The following is an 18,239-nucleotide window of genomic DNA, read 5'->3' on the forward strand; positions in this document are numbered from 1 at the left end:
CTGTCGGACTTAGGATGATCGGCTGCTAGCCGGCGCTGTCGTCGGTTTTATCCGCCTTGCCGCCGCGCTTGCGCAAGCCGGCAAGCTCCGACAGGCGCATGCCTTCCGGGATCGCCAGGCGTTTGCCGTGGCCGATCCGCTGCGCGTGGTAAATCCCGGTATGGCCGGAAAACAGATAGCTGACGACGCAGGCAATGCCGGCCAGCACGCCGATCTCCGGTCCGAACAATTCGATCGCCATGATGGTCGACGCAATCGGCGTATTGGCGGCGCCGGCGAAGACCGCCACGAATCCCAAACCGGCCAGCACCGGAACCGGCATCGACAGCAGCTGCGCCAGGGCGTTGCCCAGCGTCGCACCGATATAGAACAGCGGCGTCACCTCGCCGCCCTTGAAGCCGGACGCCAGGGTCGTCACCGTAAACACGATCTTGCCGGCGAAGTCGTACAGCGGCAGCGGTTTCTCGAATGCCTCGACGATGGTCGGAATCCCCAGCCCCAGGTATTTGTCGGTGCCCGGCAGCAAAGCCAGCAGCAGCACGGCCACGCCGCCGGCGAACGGCCGCAGCGGCGGGAACTTGATGAGACGCTTGACCAGGCGCGACAAGCCGTGGGTCGCTTGCGCGAACAGCATGCCGACCAGGCCGAACACGATGCCGGCGGCCAGCGTCGCGGCGAAGATCGCGATGCTGAAATGCGGCACGAAAGGGATCGCATAGTGGGTGTGGTGCACCCCGAGCAATGCCGGCACCTGGTCGCTGACGATGGCGGCGATGAAGCACGGCAGGATGGCGTCGTAGCGCAAGCGGCCGATGGCCAGCACTTCCAGCCCGAACACCGCGCCGGCCAGCGGCGTGCCGAACACCGAAGCGAAACCGGCGCTGATGCCGGCCATCAGCAGGATGCGGCGCTCGTCCGGCCCTAGCCGGCCGATGCGGGTCACCATGTCGGCCAGGGCGCCGCCCATCTGCACCGCCGTTCCCTCGCGGCCGGCCGAGCCGCCGAACAGGTGGGTGATCACGGTGCCCAGCAAGATCAGCGGCGCCATGCGTTTCGGCACGATGCGCCGGGGATCGTGGATTTCGTCGATCAGCAGGTTGTTGCCGCCTTCCACCGACTTGCCCAGCAAGTGATACGCCAGGCCGACCGCAAACCCCGCCAGCGGCAACAGCCACAACAGCCAGCGATGCGCGTTGCGGGTATCCGTGGCCCACTCCAGCGACAGCAGCAGCGCTGCCGACGCCAGGCCGGCCAGCGCGCCGACCACCGACGCCAGCACCAGCCAGCGCGCGAGATACACCAGCATCAGCAGCTGTTCAGGATAATTTGTTTTTTTCATGGATAAAGGTGCGAGATTTGAAGGACTCAAACCTGGATGGCAAGGAAAGCGCGCACGCCTGCAGATCCCGTCCAGGAACTTGCAGGCATCATCAGCTGCGTTTGGCTGGAGAGTTTGCGAAGGCTCAAGTCAAAAGCGGCGGTTCAGGGAGGAATGCCATCTCCGAAATGCTACGCCAGCATTGTGCCGGACACCGATGTCCGGCGCAAGCCTCAAGCCGGGTCGAAGCTGGTCAGCTTCGCCAGTGCGTCCAGCCACCAGGCAAGCGCAGGCCCGACTTCGCGGTCCGGCCGGTACACGCATTGCATCGGCAGCGCCGCTCCCTCCGGCGGATGGCCGGCAGTCTGGATAAGCACCAGCCGGCCGCTCGCCAGGTCGTCCGCCACCACGTGCCGCGGCATGTAGCCCCAGCCCATGCCCGCCCGCAGCAAGGCGTGCTTGGTGCCAAGGTCGCTCATGCGCCAGGACAGCGAGGAATGCACCGAAAAATCCTGGTTGGCGGTGAGCGCGCTGCGGTCGCTCAGCACCAGCTGCACCTGCTGCTCCAGCACATGGCCGGGGATGCGGCCGCTGAACTGCGCCAGCGCATGGGCCGGCGCCACGACGCCGACCAGCAGCACCGTCGGCAAGCTGATGCGCAGCAGATTGGGGGGAACGATAGGCAAGGTGCCCAGCACGCCAAGCATCGCCACGCCGTCGAGCACGCGCTCGGCGACCGAACCCAGCGCTTCGATCTCCAGCCGCACTGTAACGCCGGGAAACGCCTGCCGGAAATCGCCCAGCAACATCACCAGCGCCGCGGTCGGGAAAAACACATCGAGCGCCAGGGTGATTTCCAGTTCCTGCCCGTGCGCATAGGCGGCCGCGCGCGCCTGCAGGGCATCGACCTGGTCCAGCACCTGGCGCGCATCGCGCAGCAGCTCGATGCCGGCGGCCGTCAGCTGCGGCCGGTAGCTGCTGCGGTCGAACAAGGGCAATCCAAGCTGGTTTTCCAGCGTGCCGATGGCATAGCTGACTGCCGACTGGGCGCGCTTCAGCGCCTTCGCCGCGGCCAGGAAACTGCCGCTGTCGGCCACTTGGGCGAACACCCGCAATTGATCCAGCGATAGCCGTTCGATATTCATGGCGATCCAACAATATCCAATAATTAGATATTGATTATCTCAAGATTATCAATATGCGGCCAGGAATAAGGGGCATAAGATGGTTTCGTCCGCTGCACCAGATACGCAATCATCACTCGATACAGCGGCTTGCAAACGCTTACTCACATCGAAACCCTTTAAAACCCTTTTATAGACTGGAACCATCATGCAAACTTCACCAACACTGTATCGTATCGGCCGGGTCCTGCTGGCCTCCCTGTTCGTCATTTCGGGCCTCCTGAAAATCACCGCGTTTTCCGGCATGGTCGGCTACATGAGCAGCCTCGGCATCCCATTCGCGACTTTCGCCGTGCTTGTCACCATCCTGGTCGAAGTCGGCGGCGGCCTGGCGATCATGACCGGCTGGAATGCGCGTCCCGCAGCGCTCGTGGTAGCGCTGTTCACGGTCGGCGCCACCCTGGCGGCGCATCGTTTCTGGCAGGCCGATCCAGCCGGCGTGCAAAACCAGCTGAATCATTTCCTGAAAAACATCTCGATCATCGGCGCCCTGCTCATGCTGGCGGCGGTCGATACGGATGCGAAAAAATAAGCGCGACCTGCCCGGAGAAATTTATGAACAAACCTCTTTTCAACCGCCAGCTCGAACGCCTGGTCACCGGCATCAACACCCAGGACGGCGCCGGCGTCAGCCTGGTGCGGGTCCTCACCAACGACCTACAGCGCCGGCTTGATCCGTTCCTGATGCTCGACAATTTCCATTCGGACAAACCGGAAGACTATCTCGCCGGTTTCCCCGACCATCCGCACCGCGGCTTTGAAACCGTCACCTACATGCTGGCCGGCCGCATGCGCCATCGCGACAATGCCGGCAACGAAGGCTTGCTGCAGGCCGGCGGCGTGCAGTGGATGACGGCCGGCAGCGGGCTGGTGCACTCGGAACTGCCGGAACAGGAAGACGGCCTGATGAGCGGATTCCAGCTGTGGCTCAACCTGGCGTCCGGCGACAAGATGGTCGCCCCCAGCTACCGCGACCTGCAGGCCGACCAGATTCCGCAGGTTTCGCCGCAGCCCGGCGTCAAGGTGAAGGTGATTGCCGGCGCCGCTTTCGGCACCGCCGGCGCGGTGCAAAGGCCGCACACCGAGCCGCTGTACCTGGACGTGCAGCTGGAGGGCGGCCAGCAGCTGGAATTGCCGATCCCGGCCAGGCACAACGCCTTCCTGTATGTGTTCGAGGGCGCGCTGCGCATCGGCGAAGACGGCCGCAGCGCACCGGCCGGCCGCATGGCGATCCTGAGCAACAGCGCCGATGCCGCCGGCGTCAGCCTGCAGGCGCAAGGCAACAGCCGCTTCCTGCTGATTGCCGGCAAGCCGCTCAACGAGCCGATTGCGCAGTGGGGGCCGTTCGTGATGAACACCCGCGAACAGGTAGAGCAGGCGATCCAGGATTTCCGCGACGGCAAGATCTGAGAGCCGGAAAAGAGAAAGGGGCGAGCAATCCACTCGCCCCTTTTGTTATGCTTACCGGACATTTCATCATTCCGGCCGGCCATGACACACAAGCTCTTCTGGCAAGATCCCTACCGCACCACGCTTGACACCAAGGTCGTGGCCGTCGACAGCGACCGCATCCGCCTCGCGGAAACCATTTTCTTCGCCTTTTCCGGCGGCCAGGAAAGCGACCACGGCACCGTGGCCGGGCATCCCGTGCTGTCCGCGGAAAAAGACGGCCTGGACATTCTCTACACGCTGGCTCCGGGACATGGCCTGCAGGCCGGCAGCGCCGTCGAGGTGGCGATCGACTGGGACCGCCGCTATCGCCTGATGCGGCTGCACTTCGCCGCCGAGATGGTGCTGCAGCTGGTGTACAAGCTGCGGCCCGGCATCGAACGCATCGGCGCCCATATCTCGGCCGACAAAGGGCGCATCGACTTTGCCCACGAAGGCAGCATCGCCGTGCTGCTGCCGCAGATCGAAAGCGAGGTGGCCGCCCTGCTCCAGGCCGACCTGCCTATCGTCACCGCCTTCACCGATGAAGCGGCGCAGCGGCGCTATTGGGAAGTCGCCGGATTCGCCAGGATGGCCTGCGGCGGCACCCATCCGCGCTCGACCGCCGAGGTCGGCGCGCTCAGGCTGAAACGCAAGAATATCGGCAAGGGCAAGGAGCGCATCGAAATCAGCTTGCTGGACGGCGCCGCCTGAATCAGGGCTTGAAGGCGCGCTCGTACTTGCCCGCGACCTGCTCCAGCAGCGCGCGCAGCTCGGGCTCAGGATGCCAGTTGCCGTTGGCCATGACGCCAAGCGGGGTCCGCAAGGTCGAGAGATCGTCCAGCGGATTTTTCGCGGAAAGCATCAAGTCGGCGCGGTTGCCCACTGCGATCGTGCCAAACGGTTCAGCGTCGGGCACGGAACGGCGAATCAGTTCACCCGGCGTGCGGGTGGCGGCGGAAAGGACCTGGTACCTGCTGAGGCCGGCCTGCTCCAGGGCGTGCAGGTCATCGTGCAAGGAAAAACCGGGCGCCAGGCCGGGAATGGCCGGCGCATCGGTGCCTGTCACCAGAGGCACGCCGGCCTGCGCCATCTCTTTGATGAAACGTTTCAGGAATGCGACCCGGGCGTCAAGACTGCCTTGGCGTTCCGCATAATCATCCTCCCGCCAGCGAATCCGCCGCGCCGGCGACACGTACCGGGTTTCGGGCGCGCGCAGATAACCCTCGACGACTTCCGGCTTGCCCCACTGCTGCGCAATCGTTGCATAGGTGATGAGGTCGGCCGTGACGAAAGCCTTGTTGCGCTTGATGAAAGCGATCGCCGCCGGAATCTCGGCAGGATCAGGCGCACTGTTCATTTGCCCCGATGCGTCCGCGTTTTTTTTCTCAGGATGGGAGAACGTCGTATAAAAAAATTCTTCGGCATGGGCCACCAGGACCTGCCCCGCGTCGAGCTGGCGTTCCAGCCCGACCCGGGTGACGCCGTGGCCGATGACTGCAATCTGCTGGTTCTTGCCTTCCTCGACGAGCGCCTGGAACACGGCCGGCGACAGGTTGTTGTAGACCTTGATGAATTCGTAGCCGTTGGTTTTGGCGAGGCCGACGATGGCGCGCGCCTGCTCCGGCGTCGCCACCACGAAGTGGCCGTACTGCGGTGTGCCGTCGACCAGGAAACCGGCATAAACATGCGGTCCGGCGAGCTTGCCGCGATTGATTTCAGGCCGCACTTCCGCCATGAAACCGTTAGACGCCTCGCCCATGTTCAGCATCGTGGTGACGCCGTTGGCCAGGTAGACCAGCATGTCGCCGGTGGTGTCCGAGTGGACGTGCATGTCGGCCAGCCCGGGTGAGAGGAACGCGCTGCCGTGGCCGTCGACGATGCGCGCGTCCTTTGGAATCGGCACCGCCGGCCCGATCGCGGCGATCTTGCCGTTCTCGACCAGCACGGTCTGGTTGCGCACGATACGGTCGGTGTCCATGGGCAGCAGGTTGACCGCGACGAATGCGGTAATTGCCGCGGGCTGCGGTTGCGGCGTTTGCACGAAGGCAGGCGGGCAAAGAAGGAGCGGCGCAGCCGCCGCGATCAAGGCGAGTAGTTTCAATTACGGTCTCCGTTGGCGTTGTAATTTGAATGAATCCACGAGATGAAACCGAGGAAGACGCCGCTACTTGCTTTCCATCGACAATGCCAGCGTTTCCTTGATTTCCTCCATTACAACATAGCTCTTGGACTGCGCCGCGCCCGGCAGCTGCAGCAGCATGTCGCCCAGCAGTTTGCGGTACTCCGCCATTTCGCGGATGCGGGCCTTGATCAGGTAATCGAAATCGCCGGACACCAGGTGGCATTCCAGCACCTCCGGGATGCGCAGCACTTCGCGCCGGAACTGCTCGAAGGCATGCGCCGATTTCTGATTCAGCGTAATCTCGACAAAAACCAGCAGCTTGGCGCCGACCGCGGCCGGGTTGACGCGGGCGTAATAACCGTCGATGACGCCGTCGCGTTCCATCCGCTTGACGCGCTCGATGCACGGCGTGATCGACAAGCCGACCTGCTCGCCCAGGTCCTTCATCGACATGCGGCCGTCCTGCTGCAGCAAACGCAAGATATGGCGGTCCAGCTTGTCCAGGGCGCGGCTTGATTCCTTGTAGATTCTCATGTCTCGAATTTGCTGGTATTTTTAGTGTTAAATCCTGAATATATCGATTTATACAGTAACAAATGCTGTAAATTAGCTATTAGCATAGCGCTTATTACTGTAAATAAAAACCAATTCAGGCGTTAGGGAGAATCAAGATGCGGGTGCTCATTCTTGGCAGCGGTGTGGTCGGCGTCACCAGCGCCTATTACCTGGCCCGCGCCGGCCACGAAGTAACGGTCATCGACCGCCTGCCGGGTCCGGCGCAAGACACCAGTTTTGCCAACGCCGGCCAGATTTCCCCCGGCTACGCCTCGCCCTGGGCTGCGCCCGGCATCCCGTTGAAAGCACTGAAGTGGATGCTGCAAGAGCACGCGCCGCTTTCGATCACCCCCGACGGCACCCTGTTCCAGCTGCGCTGGATGTGGCAGATGCTGCGCAACTGCAGCGCGGCCCGCTACGCCGTCAACAAGGAACGCATGGTGCGTCTGGCCGAATACAGCCGCGACTGCTTCAAGGTGTTGCGCGCCGATACCGGCATCGCTTACGAAGGCCGCCAGCTCGGCACCATGCAGGTGTTCCGCAGCCAGCAGCAGCTGGACGACGCCGCCAAGGATATCCAGGTCCTGCAAGACACCGGCGTGCCGTTCGAGTTGCTGACGCCGGACCAGCTGGCGCTGGCGGAACCGGCGCTGGAAGCGGTCAAGCACAAGCTGAGCGGCGCCCTGCGCCTGCCGAACGATGAAACCGGCGACTGCCAGATGTTCACTACCCGGCTGGCCAAGATGGCCGAAGAGCTGGGCGTGCGCTTCCGCTACAACCTGCAGATCGATGCGCTGACCCTGGCCAACGGCGAAATCGCCGGTGTCCAGTGCGGCCCCGAGCACCTGCAGGCCGACAGCTACGTGGTGGCGCTGGGCGCCTATTCGACCGGCTTCCTCGGCTCGCTGCTGGATATCCCGGTGTATCCGCTGAAAGGTTATTCGATCACGGTGCCGATCGTCGACGCCGAAGCGGCGCCGGTCTCGACCATCCTCGACGAAACCTACAAGATCGCCATCACCCGTTTCGACAACCGCATCCGGGTCGGCGGCATGGCCGAGATCGTCGGCTTCAACAAGACCCTCAAGCCGAAACGGCGCGCCACCCTGGAGATGGTGGTCAACGACCTGTTCCCGGGCGCCGGCAACACCGCCGCCGCCAGTTTCTGGACCGGCTTGCGGCCGATGACGCCGGACGGCACGCCGATCGTCGGCGCCACCCATATCCGCAACCTGTTCCTCAACACCGGCCACGGTACGCTCGGCTGGACCATGTCTTGCGGTTCGGCGCAGCTGCTCTCCGACCTGATCTCCGGCAAGCGGCCGGCGATTGCCGCGGATGACCTGGCGGTCGGCCGCTACAGCAGGCATGGCGCGCAAAGCGAGCACCCCGCTTACGCCTGACGCGGTTGCTGCCGCGGCAGATATCACTGTCACCACCGTTTTCTGAACGATATACATCATGCATCCACAAGCGGCACATGCAGGCGCGATCCTGACCGTCGATCTCGACGCCCTGCGCAGTAACTATCGCCTGCTCCGCAAGCAAGCCGGATCGGCTGCCTGCGGCGCCGCCGTCAAGGCCGACGCCTATGGCCTGGGCGCGGAACGGGTCGGGCCGGCGCTGGCGGCGGAAGGCTGCCGCCACTTCTTTGTCGCCCACCTCGACGAGGGCATTGCACTGCGACCGCATCTGCCGGCAACCGCGCAAGTATTCGTGCTGCATGGGCCGCCGCCCGGCACCGGGCAGGAATTCATCAGCCGCGGCCTGACGCCGGTGCTCAACAGCCTGCAGCAGATCCAGGACTGGCATGCGCTGGCGCAAGCGCTGCAGCGGCCGCTACCGGCCATCGTCCAGGTCGACAGCGGCATGTCGCGGATGGGCTTGCCGGCGGCCGAAGCCGAAGCCTGGCTGGCGGACCCGCTGTACCAGCAAACCATCCCGCCGCTGTTCCTGATGAGCCACCTGGCTTGCGCCGAACACCAGGACCATCCGATGAACGCCAGCCAGCTGGCGCGTTTCAAGGCGCTGCGGCAGCGCCTGCCGCAGGTGCCGGCCAGCCTGGCCAACTCTTCCGGGATTTTTCTTGGGGCCGATTATCAGTTCGACCTGGTCCGCCCCGGCGCCGCGCTGTACGGCATCGCGCCGGTGGCCGGCGCCGCCAATCCGCTGCAGCCGGTAGCCGCCCTGCATGGCCGTATCCTGCAAACCCGCACCATCGAACGCGGCGACCATGTCGGCTACGGCATCAGTTATAGCGCCACGGAACAGCGGCAGATCGCTACCGTCGGCGTCGGTTATGCCGACGGCTGGCTGCGCGGCATGAGCAACCGCGGCGTCGTGTTCATCGACGGCAAGGCCGCGCCGATGGTCGGCACCGTCTCCATGGATTCGATCACCATCGATGTCACCGGCATTGCCGCCGAACGGCTGCAGGCGGGCGCCCTGGTCGAACTGATCGGTCCCAGCCGCCCGGTCGACGACGTCGCGCGGCTGGCCGGCACCATCGGCTATGAAATCCTGACCGGCTTGGGAATGCGCTACTATCGGGAGTATGTCGGGCAGTGATGCCAGCTCTCGAACCCGCTCCTGCAATCATTTAATTTCACGCCATGTCCAATACAACCTTATCCGACCAGCTGCTCAACTGGATCGACGGCCACTTTGACGAAGAAGTCGGATTCCTGCAAAAGATCGTCCGCATTCCCACCGACACCCCGCCCGGCAACAACGCGCCACACGCCGACGCCGTGGCCGAGCTGGTCGCCGCCTGGGGCTGGCAGGCCGAGAAGCACCAGGTGCCGGCCGCCGCCGTCAAAGACTACGGCATGGAAAGCATCACCAACCTGATCATCCGCCGCCAGTATGCCGGCGCCGGCCCGGTGCTGGCGCTGAACGCCCACGGCGACGTGGTGCCGCCAGGCGAAGGCTGGACCAAACAGCCGTATGGCGGCGAAATCGAAAACGGCCGCATCTACGGCCGCGCCACCACGGTGTCCAAAGGCGATTTCGCCACCTATATTTTTGCCGTGCGCGCACTGGAAGCGCTCGGCGTGCCGCTCAAGGGCGCGCTCGAACTGCACTTCACTTATGACGAAGAATTCGGCGGCTTGCTGGGGCCGGCCTGGCTGCTGGAAAACCAGCTGACCAAACCGGACCTGGTGATCGGCCCCGGCTTCAGCTACAACGTCGTCACCGCGCACAACGCCTGCCTGCAATTCGAGGTGACGGTGCACGGCAAGGCGACCCACGGCTCGATGCCGGAAACCGGCCACGACGCATTGCAGGCAGCGACCAAGGTCCTGCAGGCGATCTACGCCAAGCTGCCCGACCTGAAAAAAATCAGTTCGGCCATTCCCGGCATCACCCATCCGACCATGATCGTCGGCCGCATCGACGGCGGCACCAACACCAATGTGGTGCCGGGCAAGGTGGTGCTAAAGATGGACCGCCGCATGATCCCGGAAGAAGACCCGGCGGCTGTCGAAGCCGACGTGCGGGCCATGATCGCTGCCGCTGTCGCCGATCTGCCGGGCATCCGCGTCGACATCAGGCGCCTGCTGCTGGCGCGCGCGCTGCGTCCGCTGCCGGGCCACGAAAAACTGCTGGCCAGCGTGCAAAAGAATGCTCAAGCCGTTTTAGGCGAAGCGATTCCGGCCATTGGCTCGGCGCTCTATACCGATGCCCGCTTGTACGGCGAACACGGCATTCCGGTGGTGCTGTACGGCGCCGGTCCGCGTACGCTGATGGAATCGAACGCCAAGCAGGCCGATGAAAACCTGGCGCTGGACGACCTGCGCAAAGCCACCAAAGTGGTGGCGCTGACTTTGCTCGATTTCCTCGCGCAATAGACCACGATTGCCGGGCGGCCCCGAGCACCTCCCGGCAGACATCCCGATGTTGGTGTAAGATTAGCCATCGCTCGAGCGCACAAGATCATGTCTGTGCCGCATCCCGGCAGTTCCTGCCAGCGCTTTCACCCGCCGTACATATTTAACCCAGCGCCAGCAACTGGCGCTACTCCAAGCATCCCATGACAAACACTTCTGCAACTTCAGCCCCGGAGAAACTGCTCCCGGGCTGGCTTCTTTTACTTGGCGCGCTGACCGCCATCGGCTCGCTGTCGATCGACATGTACCTGCCGAGCTTCCCGACCATCGCGCAGCAGTTCGGGGTCGGCAGCAACCTGGTGCAGCTGACCCTGGCCAGCTTCCTGGTCGGGCTCGCGGTCGGCCAGATATTCTACGGGCCGCTGAGCGACCGTTTCGGCCGCAAGCCGCCGCTGTATGTCGGCATGGCGCTGTACCTGCTGGGTTCGCTCGCCTGCATGGTGTCGCAAGACGTCATTGCGCTGATCGTGTTCCGCTTCCTGCAAGGCCTGGGCGGCTGCGCCGGCATGGTGATCGCGCGCGCCGTGGTCCGCGACCGGCTCGGCACCACCGGCGCCGCCAGGGCGTTTTCGCTGATGATGCTGGTGATGGGCCTGGCGCCTATCCTGGCGCCGCTGATCGGCGGCAGCGTGCTCAAGTTCTGGGGCTGGCGCGTGATTTTCGGCGGCCTGGCCGCCTTCGGCCTGTTTTGCCTGGTGGCGATCCACTACACCATGCAGGAAACGCTGGACCGCCGCCAGGCAGCGCCGTTGCACCTGGGCCGCACCCTGAAACAATACGGCCGGCTGCTGCTGGACCGCCAGTTCGTCGCCTACAGCCTGGTCGGCGGCCTGCTCCAGGGCGGCATGTTTGCCTACATTACCGGCTCCTCCTTTGTGCTGATCGAACTGCATGGCATCAAGCCTGAGCATTTCGGCTTCGTGTTCGGCGCCAATGCCTTCGGCCTGATCGCCGCCTCGCAGGTCAACGCCCGGCTGGTCGGCAGATATTCGCTCGACACCATCCTTGGCCGCGCCCTGTGGCTGCCGGCCCTGCTGAGCCTGTCGATAGCATTGCTGGTGGCTTGCGGCGTCAACAGCCTGCCGGTGCTGCTGGCCGGTTTCTTCGGCTACCTGGCCTGCTACGGTTTCATCAGCCCGAACGCATCGGCGATCGCCTTGTCGCAGCAAGGCAAGCAGGCCGGCACCGCGTCGGCGCTGATGGGCACCCTGCAGTTCACGCTCGGCATCACCTCCGGCGTCAGCATGAGCTTGTGGCATGACGGCACGGCATTGCCGCTGATGGTGGTGATGGCTAGCTGCGGCGTCGGCGGCCTGCTGCTGCACCGTTTCGTGGCGCGGCCTGAACACCGCCGCCTGCTGCAGGCTGCGGCGCAGCCATGAGCGCGCGGACGGCGGGCGCATTTCCAGGAATTAATGGCTGTCTGACTGGGCGCCCATATGCGCATCTTGCGCGTCGGGCGCGCCGCTTATGCGTAAAATGCTGGATGTTGTTTAAATGCGCCTGAAACAAGTGGCAGAAACATCACTGAAACCCGGCGCCGTTCCCTCACCTTTTTACAGACCCACACCATGCAAGCAGGAATGTTCTATGCGATCGCCTCCTACATCCTGTGGGGCTTGTTCCCGATTTACTTCAAGGCGCTGGAAGCCGAGATTCCGCCGGTCGACATCGTCATGCACCGGATGCTGTGGTCGTTCCTGTTCCTGGCGATCGTGCTGACCGTGCGCAAGCAGTGGGCCTGGGTCGGCCCAGTGCTGCGCCAGCCGCGCGTCATCGGCGGCTTCGCCGCCAGCGCGCTGCTGCTGACCGCCAACTGGACCACCTACATCTGGGCCGTCAACAACAACCACATCGTCGAAGCCAGCCTCGGCTATTTCATCAACCCGATGGTCAGCGTGGCGCTCGGTTTCATCTTCCTGCGCGAACGGCCGCGCCTGCTGCAATGGCTGGCGATCGCCCTGGCCGCCGCGGCCGTGCTGTGGCTGACCTGGCAAGCCGGCCACCCGCCATGGATCGCGCTGACCCTGGCCGTGACGTTCGGCAGTTACGGCCTGCTGCGCAAGACCGCCAGCCTCGGCGCGCTGCCCGGCCTGGCGCTGGAGACGGCGCTGGCGCTGCCTCTGGCCCTGGCTTACCTGGCGTATACTACGGCGCAGGACCACAATACCTTCGCCAGCGCCTCGATATCGACCAGGTGGCTGCTGGTCGCCGCCGGCCCGATCACCTCGATTCCGCTGCTGATGTTCGCCGCCGGCGCCCGCCGCATCCCGCTGTCGCTGGTCGGCGTGCTGCAATACATCACGCCGTCGCTGCAGCTGCTGCTGGGCGTGTGGCTGTATAACGAGGAGCTGGACGGCGCCAGGCTGACAGGATTCATCGTCATCTGGGTGGCTTTGGCCCTGTATTCGGTCGAAGGCCTGTGGCGGACATTTGCAGCGCGCCCCGCCGCTTCGACTTAAGCATCCACATCGGTTATTCTTGGCAGTCCAGGTAGCTCTTTACTGCTTGTCTATTCACTTAATCATCATTGCTCCCCATGGCCCAATACGTCTACACAATGAACAAGGTCGGCAAGATCGTGCCGCCCAAACGTCAAATCCTGAAAGATATCTCGCTGTCGTTTTTCCCCGGCGCCAAGATCGGCGTGCTCGGTCTGAACGGTTCCGGCAAATCGACCCTGCTGAAAATCATGGCTGGCATCGACAAGGATATCCAGGGCGAAGCGGTGCCCATGCCGGGCTTGAACATCGGCTACCTGCCGCAGGAACCGCAGCTCGACCCGGAACAGACCGTACGCCAGGCCGTCGAAGGCGGGCTGGGCGAAGCGTTTGAAGCGCAAGCCAAGCTGGATGCGGTGTACGCTGCCTATGCCGAAGAAGGCGCCGATTTCGACGCGCTGGCGGCGGAGCAGGCGCGGCTGGAAGATATCCTGGCCACCGCCGGCGACGGCAACCTCGACCTGCAGCTGGAAATGGCGGCCGACGCCTTGCGCCTGCCGCCCTGGGACGCCAAGATCGGCGTCCTGTCCGGCGGTGAAAAGCGCCGCGTGGCGCTGTGCCGCCTGCTGCTGTCGAAACCCGACATGCTGCTGCTGGACGAACCGACCAACCATCTGGACGCCGAATCGGTGGACTGGCTGGAACAATTCCTGCAACGCTTCCCCGGCACCGTGGTCGGCATCACCCATGACCGCTACTTCCTCGACAACGCCGCCGAATGGATCCTGGAGCTGGACCGCGGCCACGGCATCCCGTGGAAGGGCAACTACAGTTCGTGGCTGGAGCAAAAGGGCAACCGCCTGAAGCAGGAAGAAGCAACCGAATCGTCGCGCCAGAAAACCATCGCCAAGGAACTGGAATGGGTCCGGCAAAACCCGAAAGGCCGCCAGGCCAAGAGCAAGGCCCGCCTGGCGCGTTTCAATGAACTGAGCGAACACGAATACCAGAAGCGCAACGAGACCCAGGAAATCTTCATCCCGGTAGCCGAGCGCCTGGGCAATGAAGTGATCGAATTCAAGAACGTGTCGAAATCGTTCGGCGACCGCATGCTGATCGACAACCTCAGCTTCCGCATCCCGGCCGGCGCCATCGTCGGCATCATCGGCCCCAACGGCGCCGGTAAATCAACCCTGTTCAAGATGATCACCGGCAAGGAACAGCCGGACAGCGGCGAAGTGGTGATTGGGACTACCGCCCGGGTATCGATCGTCGACCAGTCGCGCGATTCCCTGTCGGACCAGAAGACCGTATTTGAAGACGTCTCGGGCGGCGCCGACATCCTCACCGTCGGCCGTTTTGAAATGCCTTCGCGCGCTTACCTGGGCCGCTTCAACTTCAAGGGCGGCGACCAGCAAAAGATCGTCGGCAACCTGTCCGGCGGCGAACGCGGCCGGCTGCACCTGGCCAAGACCCTACTGCAAGGCGGCAACGTGCTGCTGCTCGATGAACCGTCCAACGACCTCGACGTCGAAACCTTGCGCGCGCTGGAAGACGCCTTGCTGGAATTCGCCGGCAGCGTGATGGTGATCAGCCATGACCGCTGGTTCCTGGACCGCATCGCCACCCACATCCTGGCGTTTGAAGGCGAATCGCAGGTGTCGTTCTTCGACGGCAATTACCAGGAATATGAAGCCGACAAGCGCAAGCGCCTGGGCGAAGAAGGCGCCAAGCCTAAGCGGATCCGCTACAAGCCGGTGACGCGCTGATTGATTTGATGTGACGGAACAGAAGGCGCGCTGCGCTTTCTGTTTTTCTGACGTGGATGGCTTAAGCCATTTCCTCGACCATTTTTTTGATCTTTACCGCTTTTTCAAAATGGTCCAGCTGATGTGTCATGATCCACCATTCGGCAGCTTCCATGAGTAACGCTGGATTATCATTCTTGTTCGCGAAGAATGCATAAAACGACAATCCTGCATCCAAGCCCTTGTCATTGATTTTCTTGTTGCATATATCAATTATTTTCTCTTTTAAGCTTGCCCTCATCGGATTTCCTTCTTTACCCAACCGCAGTTAAATATGCAGCCAGGCCAGCGTGCCCAGCACCACGCTGAGCGCTCCGGCGCCGTACGCCATCTTTTTCAGCCACTCCTTGCGCGTCAGCAAAGTAATCGCCGCCAGTGAAATAGCAATCTGGATCGCCGTCATCGCCTGCGCCCAGCGGTGATGCTGGTGCAGCGCCAGCTCCGATTTTTCATCCCACTCGCTGGCCTCGGCTTCGAGCGCTTCCGCCTTTTTCTGCACGACTTCTTTTTCGCTCTTGTAGCGCGCTGCTTCAGCGCTGTAGTGCGCGGCGTCGACGCCCGGAATATGGGTCGCCAGCTCAGCCAGGTTCTGGCGGCTGGACTTGGCCTGGTAGTAATTCCACTGGTTGGCCGCTTCGGTTTTCTTGATGGCAGCGTTGTTCTTGTTCATCGCCGCCGCACTCTCGGTGGAACCGGCCTGGTAGCTGAACAAGGCGCCGACGGTCGCCATGATTGCCGTCATCACCGCGATCTTGCCGGCGAAATTGTCGCCGCTGCCGTGGGCGTGCTCGGTGACGTGCTCGATATGGTGTTCATGCGGACTGGGAACTTCGAATTCTTCGGACATGGCTGTGGTCTCGGCAAACAGGTTAAACGGCAATTGTAAATGCAATGATCGTGGCCGGAGCCGAAATCAGCGGACCACCATCGATATGGCCCCCAGGCCGAGGCCCCGCATGTCCTTGTTTTCCATCACCTGCAACGGCGAAACCGTTTCCGCCACGGTGAACAAGAGCAGCAGCCTGCCATGGTTTTTCTCAAGCAGCCCCGCCGGAATCCGCAGGCTTTGCTTGCCGCGGTTGATTTTTGTAGTGTAATGCAGCTCGCCCAGGGCCTGGCCGTTGGCGGAAACCTGGATGGTCTGCTGCGGGTGCTTGGCCATGACGTAGGCTTGGCCGAGCACTTCCAGCGTCAGGTCGGCGGCAATCGCTTGCCCTGGCACGCCAGGTACGTTCAGCCACACCGCTGCTGCATTGCTGTTGGTCCAGGTGCCCCAGGTTTCCGCTGCCGACCAGCCGCCGGTGAGATAGGGGCCGGCATTGCCGCCAGTACGGAAATCGATGGCCGTACCGAGCGTGTAGTCAGCCGGCGGCGCTGGCGCCGCCGCGGCATAGGCCGGATTCGAACGCTGGCACTCGCTGCAGCGTTTCCAGCCTGGCGCCAGTATCCGGTAGCCGTCAAGTTCCGCAACCAGGTCATCCGGGCCGGCGGTGAGTTTCGCCTGCTCCCAGAGCGAGAGAGAAAGCGCATCGCCGAGGAACACATACAAGGTTTGCGGATCGTAGCGGCCCGTAAATACGGTTTCGGTAGCCTTGCGCTGCTCTGTCACCAGACGGCTCTGGTCGATCCGGGCGAAATAGCCGTGGTTGATGGTCAGGCGCTGCTCCGAAGCAAACAGGGCGATCGGGAAATAGTCGGGCGAATACACTGCCGGCATGGTGATTGCAATCCGCCGGTAGCCTGGCGGGAGCTGTTTCCAGAAAGCGGACTGCAGAGGCGAAGTCCATCGGTATTCGCGCATGCTTTTGCGGATATTCAGCGCGGCGTCATTGCTGTCGGCCAGCTGCAGCACCAGCAGCGCGCCCAGCAGATATGGCAGCCAGCGCTTGTCGAGCAGCTTGAAGGCAGCGTAAAACACGCCAACGTAGATCATGTAAAACACCGGCCAGAACATGCGGCCCGACGCCCTGAATATGCCCAGGATCTTTTGCAGGAAAGCCGGCAGCGGGTATACCAGCACATCATGGTTGGCCCAGCCGATATAAGAACTCAGCGCCTGCAAGGTCAACCCCGAGGCGACGATGAGCAGCGGCAGCAATGTCGCCCAGCGCCAGGCCGGCGCCGGACGCTGGGCGGCATTGCTGCGCACCGACCGCGACACCGATAAAACGACCACAACGGCCAGCAAGGCCAGCATCCCCACTCCCAGGAAACTGAAGCCGTCGAACTCGCCGCCGCCGCGAGGCTGGTCCGGCAACACTGTCGACCACCAGGCGATGGGGTCGATCAGTCCCAGCAGGCTCATGCGGTAATAACTCAAGCCGACCGGCTGGCTCAGGCCATCGCGCAGCATGAAGTAGCCGGTGCTCCACATGAGCAACCCCAGGCAAACGGCGGTCGACAGGGCAAGGCCTGCCAGCGCCCACGGCGAAACCTGCTTTTTCAGCCAGCGCTGCAAAAGGTCGGCGATCCAGATCGCCAGCACCATGGCCAGCAGGTAGGCGTGCGCCAGCGATGCCGCGCCGAGCAAGAGCAGCCAGCCGCGCCAGCGAAATCTTGCGCCGAAATACAGGTATAGGCCGGCCAGGATAAGCCAGTGCGCCGACAAGGATTCCGCTTCAAGGTAAATGCGCCACCATAACGGCGGCGCGATGACGAAAAACGCGGTCGCCAGAAACAGCGTCAGGCGCTCGGCGGAAAACAGGGACAGCAGCTTGTAGGCAAAAACCGCTTGCAGCACGACGGTCAGGGCAAGCCAGATGCCGATATATTGGAACGGTTGCGGCAGGAGCGCCGCGAAGGGCTTGAAAAGGAATGCGAACAACGGCGTCGAATCCGTAAACACGATCGAACTGCCGAGCAGTTCGCCGTAGGCCAGGTTGGCGCCAAGGGGAAATTGCAGCATCGGCGTATTCCGGAAGAAATTCCAGCCGAGGAAATGCTGGCCGAAATCGCCGCGCATCAGCCACTCGGTGGAAGTCGGCCAGACGATGGCGCCGCCGGTATAGAACACAAAAGCGGCAAGGCCGATCAGCGCCGCCAGCAGTATGGGAGGAAATTTTCTAGTCATCATGTCGGGAACGATGGGAGACGTCCTTGTCGCGCGGACGTTTCGATCCGAAGGTCCAAAGCGTATTGGCGGAATAAGTCAGCACCAGCACGGCCGCTGAAGAGAATATCTGCGCCAGCAGGTAATTGAGCGCCAGCTGCACGGTCAGCAGGTGCATCAGGCCGGTATTCAGGGCGATGCCGGCGGCGGCGATCAGGCCGAAGCGGCTGGCGGTTTGCAGGTGGCCGGCCTGGCTCTTGAAGGTGACCCAGTAATTCAGCCCGTAGTTGACGATCGCGCCGGCCAGGGCGCCCGCCGCCGAAGCCGGCACCGGTCCCGACAGGCCGCCCTGCACCAGCAGGATCAGGACGGCGTACTGGCATGCCGTGCCCACGCCGCCGGCGGCGGCATAGATCAGGAACCGCCTGAAGCGATGCATAACCA

General features: G+C 63.1%; 17 protein-coding genes and 1 riboswitch. Of the genes, 9 read left to right on the plus strand and 8 right to left on the minus strand.

Features of this window, described 5'->3' with window-relative positions; genetic code table 11:
* Window positions 1-25: 25 nt before the first annotated feature.
* Together V8G57_RS11030 and V8G57_RS11035 are read right to left on the minus strand one after the other, a co-directional pair.
* Window positions 26-1,339, minus strand: a complete 1,314-nt coding sequence (locus V8G57_RS11030) for a voltage-gated chloride channel family protein (protein WP_342829422.1) — start codon at window positions 1,337-1,339, stop codon at window positions 26-28.
* A 75-nt stretch (window positions 1,340-1,414) separates the two neighbouring features.
* A riboswitch (Fluoride riboswitch) is annotated at window positions 1,415-1,512 on the minus strand.
* A gap of 39 nt (window positions 1,513-1,551) precedes the next feature.
* Window positions 1,552-2,463: a LysR family transcriptional regulator gene (locus V8G57_RS11035; protein ID WP_092395589.1), complete on the minus strand. Its 912-nt coding sequence runs from the start codon at window positions 2,461-2,463 to the stop codon at window positions 1,552-1,554.
* Window positions 2,464-2,650: 187 nt separating this feature from the next.
* Here V8G57_RS11035 and V8G57_RS11040 point away from each other — a divergent pair, with 187 nt between their 5' ends.
* The 3 genes from V8G57_RS11040 to V8G57_RS11050 all read left to right on the plus strand — a co-directional run bounded on the left by V8G57_RS11040 (window position 2,651) and on the right by V8G57_RS11050 (window position 4,644).
* Window positions 2,651-3,034 (plus strand): DoxX family protein, encoded by a 384-nt coding sequence (locus V8G57_RS11040; protein ID WP_342829423.1) that lies wholly within the window; start codon window positions 2,651-2,653, stop codon window positions 3,032-3,034.
* A gap of 23 nt (window positions 3,035-3,057) precedes the next feature.
* Window positions 3,058-3,912, plus strand: a complete 855-nt coding sequence (locus tag V8G57_RS11045) for a pirin family protein (RefSeq protein ID WP_092395593.1) — start codon at window positions 3,058-3,060, stop codon at window positions 3,910-3,912.
* 81 nt (window positions 3,913-3,993) lie between these two features.
* Window positions 3,994-4,644, plus strand: a complete 651-nt coding sequence (locus tag V8G57_RS11050) for an alanyl-tRNA editing protein (protein WP_342829424.1) — start codon at window positions 3,994-3,996, stop codon at window positions 4,642-4,644.
* 1 nt (window position 4,645) lies between these two features.
* Here the strand turns inward: V8G57_RS11050 and V8G57_RS11055 are convergent, their stop codons facing one another.
* Both V8G57_RS11055 and V8G57_RS11060 read right to left on the minus strand, forming a co-directional pair.
* The gene (locus V8G57_RS11055) at window positions 4,646-6,034 is read right to left on the minus strand and encodes an amidohydrolase family protein (protein ID WP_342829425.1); all 1,389 of its coding nucleotides are present in this window, start codon (window positions 6,032-6,034) and stop codon (window positions 4,646-4,648) included.
* Window positions 6,035-6,097: 63 nt separating this feature from the next.
* Complete coding sequence (locus V8G57_RS11060) at window positions 6,098-6,589, minus strand: Lrp/AsnC ligand binding domain-containing protein (RefSeq protein ID WP_342829426.1); 492 nt, start codon at window positions 6,587-6,589, stop codon at window positions 6,098-6,100.
* A gap of 137 nt (window positions 6,590-6,726) precedes the next feature.
* Between V8G57_RS11060 and V8G57_RS11065 the strand changes: the two genes are divergently transcribed.
* The 6 genes from V8G57_RS11065 to ettA all read left to right on the plus strand — a co-directional run bounded on the left by V8G57_RS11065 (window position 6,727) and on the right by ettA (window position 14,707).
* Window positions 6,727-8,013, plus strand: coding sequence for a D-amino acid dehydrogenase (locus V8G57_RS11065; RefSeq protein WP_092395601.1), 1,287 nt, complete (start codon window positions 6,727-6,729; stop codon window positions 8,011-8,013).
* A 58-nt stretch (window positions 8,014-8,071) separates the two neighbouring features.
* Window positions 8,072-9,178, plus strand: coding sequence for an alanine racemase (gene alr, locus V8G57_RS11070; protein WP_342829427.1), 1,107 nt, complete (start codon window positions 8,072-8,074; stop codon window positions 9,176-9,178).
* Window positions 9,179-9,222: 44 nt separating this feature from the next.
* Entirely contained in the window at window positions 9,223-10,461 is a 1,239-nt protein-coding gene (locus tag V8G57_RS11075) for an ArgE/DapE family deacylase (RefSeq protein ID WP_342829428.1), read from the plus strand.
* A gap of 182 nt (window positions 10,462-10,643) precedes the next feature.
* Window positions 10,644-11,882, plus strand: a complete 1,239-nt coding sequence (locus V8G57_RS11080) for a Bcr/CflA family multidrug efflux MFS transporter (RefSeq protein ID WP_342829429.1) — start codon at window positions 10,644-10,646, stop codon at window positions 11,880-11,882.
* A gap of 189 nt (window positions 11,883-12,071) precedes the next feature.
* The gene (gene rarD / locus V8G57_RS11085) at window positions 12,072-12,962 is read left to right on the plus strand and encodes an EamA family transporter RarD (protein WP_342829430.1); all 891 of its coding nucleotides are present in this window, start codon (window positions 12,072-12,074) and stop codon (window positions 12,960-12,962) included.
* 77 nt (window positions 12,963-13,039) lie between these two features.
* A complete protein-coding gene (ettA, locus tag V8G57_RS11090; protein WP_092395611.1) occupies window positions 13,040-14,707 on the plus strand; it encodes an energy-dependent translational throttle protein EttA in 1,668 nt (555 codons plus the stop codon).
* A 61-nt stretch (window positions 14,708-14,768) separates the two neighbouring features.
* Here the strand turns inward: ettA and V8G57_RS11095 are convergent, their stop codons facing one another.
* The 4 genes from V8G57_RS11095 to V8G57_RS11110 all read right to left on the minus strand — a co-directional run bounded on the left by V8G57_RS11095 (window position 14,769) and on the right by V8G57_RS11110 (window position 18,234).
* Window positions 14,769-14,987 (minus strand): DUF6500 family protein, encoded by a 219-nt coding sequence (locus tag V8G57_RS11095; protein ID WP_342829431.1) that lies wholly within the window; start codon window positions 14,985-14,987, stop codon window positions 14,769-14,771.
* Between the two features lie 27 nt (window positions 14,988-15,014).
* Entirely contained in the window at window positions 15,015-15,593 is a 579-nt protein-coding gene (locus tag V8G57_RS11100) for a DUF4337 domain-containing protein (protein WP_092395701.1), read from the minus strand.
* A 66-nt stretch (window positions 15,594-15,659) separates the two neighbouring features.
* The gene (locus V8G57_RS11105; protein ID WP_342829432.1) at window positions 15,660-17,819 is read right to left on the minus strand and encodes a DUF6311 domain-containing protein; all 2,160 of its coding nucleotides are present in this window, start codon (window positions 17,817-17,819) and stop codon (window positions 15,660-15,662) included.
* Window positions 17,809-18,234 carry a GtrA family protein gene (locus tag V8G57_RS11110; protein ID WP_342829433.1) on the minus strand — a complete coding sequence of 142 codons (426 nt, stop codon included), beginning with the start codon at window positions 18,232-18,234 and terminating at the stop codon, window positions 17,809-17,811. The genes V8G57_RS11105 and V8G57_RS11110 overlap by 11 nt, the downstream gene beginning before the upstream one ends.
* Window positions 18,235-18,239 lie beyond the last annotated feature (5 nt).

This window comes from Collimonas rhizosphaerae, from assembly GCF_038896935.1.
GTDB classification, from domain to species: Bacteria; Pseudomonadota; Gammaproteobacteria; order Burkholderiales; family Burkholderiaceae_D; genus Collimonas; species Collimonas rhizosphaerae.